Below are 12,491 nucleotides of genomic sequence, written 5' to 3'. Positions count from 1 at the left end.
CGACAATACCGTTCATGACCGCACCCATTGCCAACGACACCTTCCTGCGCGCTCTGCGTCGCCAGCCCACCGACTACACCCCGCTTTGGCTCATGCGCCAGGCCGGGCGCTACCTGCCGGAATACAACGCCACCCGCGCCCGCGCCGGGAGTTTTCTCGGCCTGGCGCAGAACCCGCACTTCGCCACCGAGGTGACGCTCCAGCCGATCGACCGTTACGCGCTGGACGCGGCCATTCTGTTTTCCGACATTCTCACCGTGCCAGACGCCATGGGTCTGGGCCTGCGCTTCGAGGCGGGCGAAGGCCCGAAATTCGATCGCCCGCTGCGCACCGAGGCCGATGTGGCCGAGCTCGCCGTGCCCGACATGGACAAGCTGCGCTACGTGTTCGACGCCGTCAGCGAAATCCGCCGCGCGCTGGTGCAGAACGGCACCCAGCGCGTGCCGCTGATCGGTTTTTCCGGCAGCCCCTGGACGCTGGCTTGCTACATGGTCGAAGGCGGCAGCAGCGACGACTATCGCACCGTCAAGACGATGCTGTATTCCCGCCCCGATCTGATGCACCGCATTCTCGCGGTCAACGCCGAGGCGGTGGCGCAGTATCTGGCCGCGCAGATCGACGCCGGCGCGCAAGCTGTGATGATTTTCGACAGCTGGGGCGGCGTGCTGGCCGACGGCGCTTTTCAAGAATTTTCACTCGCCTACAGCCAGCAGGTCATCGCCGCGCTCAAGCAGCGGGCGCCTCAGACCGACGTGCCCGTGATTCTGTTCACCAAGGGTGGTGGCCAGTGGCTCGAAGCCATGGCCGACACCGGCGCCGACGCGCTCGGGCTCGACTGGACGACTTCGCTCGCCCAGGCCCGCGCCCTTGTGGGCCAGCGCGTGGCGCTGCAAGGCAATCTCGATCCCAACGTACTGTTCGCCCCGCCCGCCGCCATCGAAAAAGAAGTGCAACGGCTGCTGCACAGTTTCGGCCCGGTCGGCGTCGGCGCAGGCCATGTGTTCAATCTCGGACACGGCATTTCGCAATTCACCCCGCCCGAGCATGTGTCGGTGCTGGTCGAAGCGGTGCACACCCATAGCCGGGCCTTGCATCGCAGCGCGTCCTGAACGGGTGAAGCTGGCTGCGTTCAGGCTCGCGGCCAGCTCCCCGGCGCGCCCCTTTATCGCTGCCCGGCGATACCCCGCGCTGCAAGGGAAATTCTGATTTGTCAAGCCTGACAAATCGGCTTATGCACATTTTTGGTCAGCTTGCACCGCAGCAAGTTGATCACAGATTTAGCTTTAGATCTTCTCGCTTAATTCTTTGATTTATCTTGATTTTTTCGATATTTCACAATTCGGTAAATTTTTCTGCACAGGCTTATCCACAAGGCTGCCGTCCTGGCTCACGGTATTGATGCACAGAGTTATCCACACCCTGTTTTGATCCAGAATAACTCCTGATTTGACGCCGACTTAGCGCCCGTTTCGAACGCCGACCTCAACCCGCTGCGCACTACTCATGTCCGTCGTTCTCCAGGTTGCCGTTGACGCGCCGGGCCTGCCCCCGCTCGATTACAGCGCTCAGGCGCCGCTGGCGCTGGGCACGCTGGTACGCGTTCCTCTGGGACGCCAGACCGTCAGCGGGGTGGTGATGGCGCTGGCGCCGCAGCCAGAAGCAACCCGTCTCGCCGTGCTGCGACCCATTGCCGCAGCGCACACCGCCCTCACCCCGCTGGCCCCCGCCTGGCTGGACTTGATGCAGTTCGTCGCTCGGTATTACCAGCGCGCGCTGGGGGAAGTCATCGGCGCGGCCTTGCCCGCCCAGTTGCGCAACCGCCAACCCGGCGAGGGAACGGCCGCGCCACCTCAATCTTCAAACACGAGCTATCGCTGCACCGCAGCGGGCCTGTCGGCCTTGCCCGGCCAGATTGCGCCGCGCAGCGTGGCGCTCTGGCGGCTGGCGCGCGCACTCGGCGTCGCTGAAGCGGGGGAAACTCCTGCTGCCTCGACGCTGCCGTGCCTCAGCCTGACCGAGGCGCGGCGCTTGCATCCACACGCCGTCAAGGTGCTGGCCGACTGGGAGGGCTCGGGCTGGGTGGAAGCCACCGCAGCCGCCCCCGTCTCGCCGAACCCGGTCGCATCGGCCGCTGCCCCCACGCTGCACCCGGAGCAGGCGCAAGCGGTGGAGGCCATCGCCGCCAGCTCGGGCTTTTCGCCCTTCCTCTTGTTTGGCGTGACCGGCAGTGGCAAGACCGAGGTTTATCTACACGCCGCGGCGCAGGTGTTGCAGCGCGAGCCCGAAGCGCAGGTGTTGGTGCTGACGCCCGAAATCAATCTCACGCCGCAACTGGTGGGCCGTTTCGAGCAACGCTTCGGCGCAGAGCGCCTCGCCGTTTTGCACAGCGGCCTGTCGGAAGGGCAGCGGCTGCGACACTGGCTGGCGGCCCACAGCGGCGCGGCGCGCATCGTGCTCGGCACCCGACTGGCGGTGCTGGCTTCGCTGCCGACGTTGCGGCTCATCGTGGTCGACGAGGAGCACGACCCGTCCTACAAGCAGCAGGAAGGCGCGCGCTATTCCGCCCGCGACCTGGCGCTATGGCGGGCGCAGCAACTCGGCATTGCCGTCGTGCTGGGCTCGGCCACGCCGTCTCTGGAGAGCTGGCGGGCCGCGCATACCGGGCGCTACCAGTTGCTCACTTTGAAACAGCGCGCCACCGGAGTGCTGCCCAGCGTGCGCATCGCCGACACCCGGCGCGACCCGACGCTGCGCGCCAGCGGCACGCTGATCGGTCAGACGCTCGACGCCGCACTGCGCCAGCGGCTCGCGCGTGGCGAGCAAAGCCTGCTGTTTCTCAACCGCCGCGGCTATGCCCCCGTGTTGAGCTGCCCCGATTGCGGCTGGATGTCGGACTGCCCGCACTGCGACGCGCATCTGGTGTTTCACCGCACCGACCGCACCCTGCGCTGCCACCACTGCGGCTACCAGGCCGCCGTGCCGCGCGCCTGTCCGGGCTGCGGCAGCCTCGATCTGCAGCCCGTGGGCAAGGGTACGCAGCGGGTGGAAGAGACGCTGGCCGAAAAGTATCCCGAGGCCCGCATCGCCCGCATCGACGCCGACAGCACGCGCCGCAAAGGCGCGGCGGCAAGCCGTTTCGACAGCGTCCACGCCGGTGAAGTGGACATTCTGGTGGGCACGCAAATGGTGACCAAGGGCCACGACTTCCAAAAAGTCACCCTGGTCGCCGCGCTCAACCCCGATGCCGGACTGTTCACCCACGATCCGCGCGGCCCCGAGCGTCTGTTCGCCCAGCTCATGCAGGCGGCCGGGCGGGCGGGCCGCGCCCTGGCGCCCCAGGGCGATACCCCCGCCTCCACACCCGAGATGCTGGTGCAGACCGCCCACCCCGAACATCCGCTGTACCGCGCGCTGGTGGCGCACGACTATCCCGGTTTCGCGCAGGCCGAACTCATCGAGCGCGAGCGCGGCGGCATGCCGCCGTTTTCCTATCAGGCTTTGCTGCGCGCGGAACACCGGAATATCGACGCCGTGGTCGAGTTTCTGGCACAGGCGCAGCGACTCGCCGCGCCCTTGGCCGAGGCGCTGGGCGTGACCGTCTATCCCCCCATTCCCGCCACGCTCGCCCGCATGGCCGATGTGCATCGCCTGCAGATGCTGATCGAAGGCAACCATCGCGGCGCGTTGCAGAACCTGCTTTCGCAATGGCGCGCCGAGCTCACCGCCCTGCGCTCTCGGGTGCGCTGGGCCGTCGATGTCGACCCGCTCGATTTCTGAACGCCCGCATTGGCGGATGAAATGGCGCATATGTCGCATTCGGCGGCGGATTCGACATTTCGATACAACAGCCTGGCGCAGCACGGACTAAATTGGGGGCATCGAAAGCGTATTGCAGTGCAGCAAACGCTGGTCCTTTTCTGGGAGAGAACCCTCATGTCCACTCAACGCCCTTTGCATCACCACCCCCTTCCCGCAGGCACACCCGTGATCGAGTTCGACCACGGCCGCCCCGGCAGCGTCACCCCTGACTCTCCGGCCACCGATGTGATGACCGACCTGCGCCACACCCCGGCCTTCACCACCGAAGCCGACGCGTCCGCCAATCAGGCGCTGCAAAAGATGATGCACGCCGGTGTGCGTCTGCTGCTGGTCACCAACTCCGCGCGGCACGTCGTCGGCCTGATCACCGCGCGCGACCTGATGGGCGAAAAGCCGGTACGCGCCGCCACCGAAAACCAGATTCCGCGCGACGCGGTCACCGTGGCGCAATGCATGGTGCCGCAGCAGCACATCGAAGTGCTCGATTACGCCGAAGTGCTGCGCTCTACCGTGGCTGAAATCGTGCTCACCCTACGTCACTCCGGCCGTCAGCATGCGCTGGTGCTGGAAGCCGACGGCAAACCCGTGGTGCGCGGCATTTTCTCGGCGGTGCGCATCGGTCGGCAACTGGGGATCGAACTGCAGGCCAGCGGCCAGATGCAGAGCTTTGCCGAACTAGAGCAGGCGATCGCCGCGCTCTGAAAAAGGCCTGCGTCAACGCAGCGCGAGGCGCTGGTTCGCCCACAAGGCCAAGCCTGCAAACGCACAGAACACGGCGGCCATCGGCAAGGCGCTGTGGGCGGCGATCATGCCCACGGCCGAGCCGCTGGCCGCCGCCAATGTGAACTGAAGGCTGCCCATCAGGGCCGCCGCACTGCCCACGCGGCCCGTCTGATGCGCCAGCGCCAGCGCCGTGGCGTTGGGGAACGAAAAACCCAGGCTGGACAGTGCGATGAACAGGGGAATGACCACGCCCCATAAACCGCCCACCTTGAGCACGGCAAGCGCCAACATCACGCTCGCCCAGACCGCCAGACTGAGCAAGGCCCAGCGCAACAGCACGCCGCTGCCCACGCGAGCCAGCAGCGTATGATTGATCTGCGACGCGGCAATCAGGCCCAGGGCATTGGCGCCGAAAACCCAGGCGAACTGCGCCGAACTCAGCCCGAATACCTGCATGAACACGAACGGCGCTGCGGCGATGTAGGCAAACATGGCCGACTGCCCCAGCGCCCCGCTGAGGGCAAAACCGATGAAGCGCCGATCGCGCAACAGAGCGAAATAAGTGCACAGGGCATTGCGCACCGGGTGCTGCTGGGCATTGCTGCGAGCCCCCGGCGCCAGCGACTCCGGCAACGCCAGCGCGGCTAGCAGGCAGGCCACGCCGAAGGCTGAGAGCACCAGAAAAATAGCCCGCCAGCCCCAGGCCTGCACGAGGGCCGCACCCGCCAGCGGCGCCAGAATGGGGGCAGCGCCCAGCACCAGGGTCAGCCGCGAGAACACCCGCGCGGCGTCAACCGGGGCGTAAAGATCGCGCACCATGCTGCGCGCAATCACGATGCCCGCACAGCCGCCCAGTGCCTGCAAGAGTCGCCACAGCATCAAGGCATCCATCGAGGCCGCCATGGCGCAGCCCAGCGAGGCCAGAACGTAAAGCGCGATGCCGATGAGCAGCGGCCGCTTGCGGCCATAGCGGTCGGACACCGGCCCCCAGAATGCCTGACCCAGCGCCAGTCCGACAAAAAACACCACCAGCGTGCGCTGTACCGCCTCGGGCGTGGTGTGCAAATCATGCTGCAGGGCGGTGAAGCCCGGCAGGTACATGTCGATGGACATGGGGGCGAAGGCGGTGAGCGCCCCCAGGGTGAGAATGCGCTGCAGCGCGCCGGATCGGGCCATGCAGCGCATTGTCGCAGCGCTGCCACGCTGCCACTGCGACTGACCCTGGCCCGTGGCGATCAGTGCGAGGCGATGGCGCGCCGCAACTCTTTGACCTGCTCGGCCGAGACCGGCTCGGCAGCGTTGCCCCAACTGGTGCGGATGTAGGTCACCAGATCGGCGATCTGCTGATCGCCGAGTTGTGCGCCGAACGGCGGCATGACCATCGGCGCGGGGGCTGATGCCGTCACCGCGGTGCTCGCCCCGGCCAGAATGACGTGGATGGCGTTGGTCGGGTTGATGCACTGCACAGAGGGATTGGCCACCAGGCTGGGAAAGGCGGCGGGCACGCCCTGGCCGTTGGGTTGATGGCAAGCCACGCAATGCTGGCTATACAGCGCCTTGCCGCGCTGCACCGCAGCGGGGTCGGGCTGGGTGCCCGCTACCTGCGCGCTGGTCTCGGCGGGCAGCGATTTGAGATAAACGCCCATGGCGAGCAGATCCTCATGGTCGAGGTGCTGGGTGCTGTGATGGATGACCTCGGTCATGCCGCCTGCCACGGTGTAATTCTGAGCGCTACCCGTTTGCAGCAACAGCGCGAAGTCCTGCGCGCTGAGGGTTTTCTGCAGACAGGCGCTGCGCAGATTGCTGGCATACCAGTGCTCCACCGTACCGCCGGTGAGGTAGAGCTTGCCGCCCGGCCCGTTGGCGCTGAGCGCTTTTTCCTGGAAGAACAGCCCGCGCGGCGTATGGCAGGCGCCGCAATGCCCCAGCCCTTCGACCAGATACGCGCCGCGGTTCCACTGCGCGCCCTGCTTGGGATCGGGTTTGAACACCGTGTCGCGCACGAACAGCCAGTTCCAGATCGCCAGCGGCCAGCGGATGGTCATCGGCCACACCATGTCGGGCTTGCGGTTGGGCGTGGGGTTTGGCGCCACGCCTTGCATGAAATAGGCATACAGCGCGTGCATGTCCTGCGGCGTGACGCGCGCGTACGACGGATACGGCATGGCCGGGTAGAGGTATTTGCCGCCCGGCGCCACACCATGGCGCACCGCGCGGTCGAACTGTTCGAAGCTGTAGTTGCCGATGCCGTGCGTCTTGTCCGGGGTGATGTTGGAGGAATAGATCGCGCCCATGGGCATGACCATCTTCAGACCGCCGACAAAGGGCTTGCCGCCCGGCGCCGTATGGCAGGCCACGCAATCGCCTGCGCGGGCCAGATACGCGCCACGCTGCACCTCCTGGTCGGAAAATTGGGCCGCCATCGCCAAACCGCATTGCGCGGCCAGCAGCCCGGCCAGCATGACACGCCACCCCATCTTCTTGTTCATACCCGTTCCTTTTCAGCGCTGCGATAAAAGAGTTTGCAGCGCAACAATCTGTAATCAGGTTACGGGGCGTGGCGGCCTTCAGGGTTGATGCAGGCCAAAGGAGTGCGACACGGTGTCGCAACCCGCGCCCGGCGACAGGCAGGCGGGCGGCGGACGGGTTGACCTGCTGCAGGGCCGGGTGCAGATCCCTGCATTCCACCCGCACGGCAAACAGAAACTCTTTGCCGACCGCAGCCAACCGCGGCGCTTCAGCGCAGCAACGCTGCGAGGGCCAGCACCAAAGCCACGGCACCCAGGCCCAGCGCCAGTGCGGCCCAGCGCTGCTGTTTGCGCTGCGCCTCGGCGAGTTGCAGGCCAGCCTGCTCCAGCGCGGTGACCGTGGTTTGCAGTTGCTGTGCGAGCGCGCGCACATGTTCGGCGTTGTGGGTCACGGCCGTCTGCAGTTCCTCGATCTGCTTCTGCTGCGTATCGGCCGCCTCTTTGTCTGACTTGCGTTGCTTGAACACCGGCAACGCAAGTTTCGCCACCGACTCGATATAAGGCAGAGCGGCACTAATGGCTGTCATCCAGGTTACGGGCATGGCTCAGAGCTGAGAGGCGTTGAAGGTATCGCAGACCTGCGGCCGCCCGCTGGCGAAGCCGGTCTGGAACCAGCGCGCGCGTTGCGCCGAGGTGCCGTGAGTGAACGAATCGGGCACCACATAGCCCTGCGCCTGCTTTTGCAGTCGGTCGTCGCCCACGGCCTCGGCCGCGTTGATGGCCTCTTCCACATCGCCCGGCTCCAGCACCTTGCGCTCGTTCTGCGCGTGATAGGCCCAGACCCCGGCGTAGCAATCGGCCTGCAGCTCCAGCCGCACCAGCAGGGCGTTGGCGCGAGCGGGGCTGCTGCGCTGCATGGCATCGCGCACCTTGCTCTCCACGCCCAGCAGATTCTGCACATGGTGGCCGACTTCATGCGCGATCACATACGCCTCGGCGAAGTCGCCCTTCGCGCCAAGGCGCTGCTGCAACTCCTGGAAAAACTGGGTATCGAGATACAACTTCTGGTCCGCCGGGCAGTAGAACGGCCCGGTGGCTGCCTGCGCATAGCCGCAGGCCGACTGCACCGCGCCGGAAAACAGCACCAGCTTGGGATCGACATACTGCCGCCCCGCCTGCTGGAACAGCGCGCCCCAGGTGTCTTCGGTATCGGCCAGCACCACGGAGAGAAACTCCTTGTCCTGCTGATCCTTGGCGGTCAGCGCGGCAGGGGCTTGCTGTGTGGATTGCTGCGTCTGCTGCTGCGCCACCTGATTGAGCACCACACTCGGGTCGACCCCGAAATACAGCGCCACCAGCGCCAGCACGATGGTGCCAATGCCGCCGCCCACAAGCCCGCCCCGCCCGCTGGGCCGAGGCCCGGAAGCCCGCTGATCTTCGACGTTGTCACTGCGTCTGCCATTTTTCCAGAGCATGATGCCCCTCCCCTTCAAGGAAACGCCGGGCCGCCCCAAGTTTCCTTGACCCCCATGGGGGGCGGGTCGGCAAGCCGACCCCGGGGGCACTCGAATGGCGCGGATTATGCCGTTTCAACGAACCCGCCCGGAAGGATGGCACCTACATCAAGCCACGGTCTCTGGCACGGTCTGGGAGTCTGGAGACGAGACACCCGCCGTCACCTGCCGCCACTTGCGCATCAGCGCCTCCCACTGCGGCAGCACTTGCGCCAGATGGCGCTGCTTGATGTGGCCGTAGCCGCGGATGCCGTCGGGCAGACGGGCGATCTGCGTGGCGAGCTGCAGGCGCTCGGGCGGGCTGTTGGCGTCGAGGCCGCGCAGCAATTCGGCGATCGTCTCGCGGTATTGACCGATCAGCGCGCGCTCCTGCTTGCGTTCCGCCGTATGGCCGAAGGGGTCGAACGCGGTGCCGCGCAGCACCTTGAGCGGCGCGAGCAGCCTGAAAGCCACGCCCATCCAAGGGCCGAACTCGCGCTTGATCAGCTCGCCCTTGGCATTGCGCTTGCTCCACAGCGGCGGCGCCAGGTAGTAATGGCGCTTGAAATCGCCCTCGAACTGCTGTTGCAGCTGCTTGGCAAACGCCGGGTCGGACTGCAGCCGCGCCACTTCGTACTCGTCCTTGTAGGCCATGAGCTTGAACAGATGGCGCGCCACGGCCTCCGTCAACGCAGTGGACTTGAGCGGCGCTTCGGCAGCGCGCACTTGCGAAACAAAGGCAGCAAATTGCTGCGCGTAGGCAGCATTCTGGTAGCCGGTGAGGAACTCCACCCGGCGCTGAATGATTTCGTCCAAGCCGGGACGCTTGACCAGTTGAATGACTTGCTCTGCAGCACTCAGCGCGGCGATGCCCTGCGGATCGTGCGCTGCATGGCGGCCCCATTCGAACGCTGCCTTGTTCTTCTCGACCTGTACCGCGTTGAGCTCAATGGCGCGCATCAGCGCGGCATGGCCCAGCGGCACCCAGCCCTTCTGCCAGGCGAAGCCCAGCAGCATTGGGTTGGCGTAAATGGCGTCGCCCAGCAACTTCTCGGCGGCGCGCACGCAGTCGAACCCCGCCACATGGTCGGCGCCAGCGGCCTGTTCAATGGTCTTGTGGCAGGCAGCGTCGGGAAACTGCCAATCGGGGTTGTGAACGAAGGCCGCGGTGGGCGTGCTGTGGGTGTCGATCGCGATGTGGGTGCGGCCTTCGCGCACGCGCGCCAGGGTTTCACGGTCAGCGGTGACGATGGGATCGCAGCCGAGAATCAGCTCGGCCTCGGCGGTGCCCACCCGGGTGGTGACGATCTGCTGCGGGTCATTCGCGATCAGCACATGGCTCCAGGTCGCGCCGCCTTTTTGCGCCAGCCCGGCGGCGTCCTGCGTGACCACGCCCTTGCCCTCGATATGCGCGGCCATGCCGAGCAACTGGCCGATGGTGATGACTCCGGTACCGCCGACACCGGCGACGACGATGCCATAACTGCCGCCGCCCGCCACATCGTCTCGCACCGGATCGGGCACCTCGGGCTGAGGCAGTTCGGGCATGGAAGACAGATCGGCCCCCGGCTGCAGCTTGGGTTTGCGCAGCGCGCCGCCTTCCACCGTGACGAAGCTGGGGCAGAAGCCCTTGAGGCAGGAAAAGTCTTTGTTGCAGCTGCTCTGATTGATGCTGCGCTTGCGGCCGAATTCGGTTTCCAGCGGCTCGACCGACAGGCAGTTGCTCTGATCGGAGCAGTCGCCGCAACCTTCGCAAACCAGCGGATTGATGACCACGCGCCGCGCCGGATCGACCATCAGCCCGCGTTTGCGGCGGCGGCGCTTTTCGGTGGCGCAGGTCTGGTCGTAGATGATGACGGTGATGCCAGCCTCTTCGCGCAACTCGCGCTGAATGGCATCGAGATCGTCGCGGTGGCGCACCGTCGCCCCGCTGGCCAAGCCGACGGCGTTGTCGTACTTCTGCGGCTCGTCGGTGACCACCACGATGCGGCGCACGCCTTCGGCCTCCAGCTCGCGGCTGATTTGCGGCACGGTCAGGCCGCCCTCCACCGGCTGCCCGCCCGTCATCGCCACGGCATCGTTGAACAGAATCTTGTAGGTGGCATTCACCCCGGCGGAGATGGCCTGGCGGATGGCGAGCAGCCCCGAGTGGTAATAGGTGCCGTCGCCCAGATTGACGAACACATGCTTGTCGGTGGTGAACGGCGCCTGGCCCACCCAGGCCACGCCCTCGCCGCCCATCTGGCTGAAGGTCTGCGTGGCACGGTCCATCCACACCACCATGTAATGGCAGCCGATACCGGCCATGCCGCGCGAGCCTTCGGGCACGCGGGTAGAGGTGTTGTGCGGGCAGCCCGAGCAGAACCAGGGCGGACGCTGCGCGCTGGCGCCCGGCGCCTGCAGGGTGCGCTCGCGCGCGTCGATCACCGCCAGCCGCTCGCTGATGCGGCGCTGCACATCCACCCCGGCGTCGCGCAGGATGCCCAGCCGTTCCAGCCGCGCGGCGATGGCGCGGGCGATGATCGCCGGATTGAGGTCGGCCTTGGCGGGCAACAGCCAGTTGCCGCCGGGATTGGGCTGGCTCCATTCGCCGCCGGTGCGGTCTCCCGCGATTTCGTCGAACTTGCCGATGACGTTGGGCCGCACGTCTTCGCGCCAGTTGTAGAGCTCTTCCTTGAGCTGATACTCGATGACCTGGCGCTTTTCCTCCACCACCAGAATCTCCTGCAGCCCGGTGGCGAATTCGCGGGTGATGCTCGCCTCCAGCGGCCAGACCACGGCGACCTTGTGCAGACGGATGCCGAGCTGCGCGCAGGTGTGGACGTCCAGCCCGAGATCGTTCAGGGCTTGACGGGTATCGTTATAGGCCTTGCCCGAGGCCATGATGCCCAGCCGCGCGTGCGGGCTGTCGATGACGGTGTGGTTCAAGCGATTGGTGCGGATATAGGCCAGCGCCGCGTACCACTTCACATCCATCAGCCGTGCCTCCTGCGCCAGCGGCGTGTCGGGGATGCGGATGTGCACGCCGTCCGGCGGCAGGGCAAAGTCTTCGGGTAGCAGAATGCGCACGCGGTCGGCGTCCACATCGACCGTGGCGGAAGACTCCACGATTTCCTGGATGGTCTTCATGCCCGACCAGACGCCGGCATAGCGGCTCAGGGCAAAGGCGTGCACGCCCAGATCGAGAATGTCCTGGACCGAGGTGGGAAAGAACACCGGCAGCCCGCAAGCCTTGAAGATATGGTCGCTCTGGTGCGCGAGCGTCGATGATTTGGCCACATGGTCATCGCCCGCCACGGCAATCACCCCGCCATGGCGCGCGGTGCCCGCGCTGTTGGCGTGCTTGAACACATCCGAGCAGCGATCCACGCCGGGGCCCTTGCCGTACCAGATGCCGAACACCCCGTCGAATTTGTTTTTATCGGGAAACAGATCGAGCTGCTGCGTACCCCAGACGGCTGTGGCCGCCAGTTCCTCGTTGACCCCGGGCTTGAACACCACGTTGTTGGCTTCGAGGATTTTTTTGGCCTTCCACAGCGCCTGGTCGTAGCCGCCCAGCGGCGAGCCGCGGTAGCCGGAAACAAAGCCCGCGGTGTTGAGCCCGACTGCGGCATCGCGCTGCCGCTGCAATATGGGCAGACGCACCAACGCCTGAATGCCGCTCATGAAGGCGCGGCCGGAATCTAGGGTGTATTTGTCGTCCAGCGAAATGGTCGCCAGCGCACGACGGATGTGCTCGGGTAGGGGAGCGTTCATCGCCTGTCTCCTTGTGTGGCGCGCACCGCTCAAAGGCCGCGCCTGTGGGTCACCGATCGGCCGCCGATCAGGCTGGCCGGGCAATTGCGGTGCCATGTCTGGGCACGGCCCGCACGCCGTCTTGTGAACGGCAGTCAGCCTTATGCCGACAAAGCCATGCTAGTGCGGCTGCGAAGGAGTGAACAGGGGGAGAAGCGATAGGCGCTTTGGGCTTGCGGACTTGCGCACGCAA

General features: G+C 66.1%; 8 protein-coding genes. 3 read left to right on the top strand and 5 right to left on the bottom strand.

All coding sequences use genetic code 11. The annotated features are described in order from the left end of the window. The first annotated feature begins 14 nt into the window (after window positions 1-14). From hemE to B3H47_RS05320, 3 genes are all read left to right on the top strand, one after another. Entirely contained in the window at window positions 15-1,109 is a 1,095-nt protein-coding gene (gene hemE / locus B3H47_RS05330) for a uroporphyrinogen decarboxylase (protein ID WP_286986347.1), read from the top strand. Window positions 1,110-1,503: 394 nt separating this feature from the next. Further along, window positions 1,504-3,777, top strand: a complete 2,274-nt coding sequence (locus B3H47_RS05325) for a primosomal protein N' (RefSeq protein WP_286986346.1) — start codon at window positions 1,504-1,506, stop codon at window positions 3,775-3,777. 156 nt (window positions 3,778-3,933) lie between these two features. After that, window positions 3,934-4,521: a CBS domain-containing protein gene (locus B3H47_RS05320; RefSeq protein ID WP_156053798.1), complete on the top strand. Its 588-nt coding sequence runs from the start codon at window positions 3,934-3,936 to the stop codon at window positions 4,519-4,521. Between the two features lie 12 nt (window positions 4,522-4,533). Here B3H47_RS05320 and B3H47_RS05315 read toward each other — a convergent pair whose 3' ends face one another. From B3H47_RS05315 to B3H47_RS05295, 5 genes are all read right to left on the bottom strand, one after another. Beyond that, entirely contained in the window at window positions 4,534-5,718 is a 1,185-nt protein-coding gene (locus B3H47_RS05315) for a multidrug effflux MFS transporter (RefSeq protein WP_286986344.1), read from the bottom strand. A 59-nt stretch (window positions 5,719-5,777) separates the two neighbouring features. Further along, complete coding sequence (locus B3H47_RS05310; RefSeq protein WP_286986343.1) at window positions 5,778-7,031, bottom strand: c-type cytochrome; 1,254 nt, start codon at window positions 7,029-7,031, stop codon at window positions 5,778-5,780. Between the two features lie 248 nt (window positions 7,032-7,279). Continuing rightward, window positions 7,280-7,597 carry a chemotaxis protein gene (locus B3H47_RS05305; RefSeq protein ID WP_286986342.1) on the bottom strand — a complete coding sequence of 106 codons (318 nt, stop codon included), beginning with the start codon at window positions 7,595-7,597 and terminating at the stop codon, window positions 7,280-7,282. An 18-nt stretch (window positions 7,598-7,615) separates the two neighbouring features. After that, window positions 7,616-8,485 carry a KPN_02809 family neutral zinc metallopeptidase gene (gene ypfJ, locus B3H47_RS05300; RefSeq protein WP_286986341.1) on the bottom strand — a complete coding sequence of 290 codons (870 nt, stop codon included), beginning with the start codon at window positions 8,483-8,485 and terminating at the stop codon, window positions 7,616-7,618. A gap of 147 nt (window positions 8,486-8,632) precedes the next feature. Then, on the bottom strand, window positions 8,633-12,259 hold the full coding sequence (locus B3H47_RS05295; protein WP_286986340.1) for an indolepyruvate ferredoxin oxidoreductase family protein: 3,627 nt from the start codon (window positions 12,257-12,259) through the stop codon (window positions 8,633-8,635). Window positions 12,260-12,491: the final 232 nt, after the last annotated feature.

This window comes from Thiomonas sp. UBA7699 (assembly GCF_002482605.1).
In the GTDB taxonomy this organism is placed as follows: Bacteria; Pseudomonadota; Gammaproteobacteria; order Burkholderiales; family Burkholderiaceae_C; genus Thiomonas; species Thiomonas arsenitoxydans.
The sequence above is the reverse complement of the archived record's forward strand: the minus strand, read 5'-3'. Positions and strand labels throughout refer to the sequence as shown.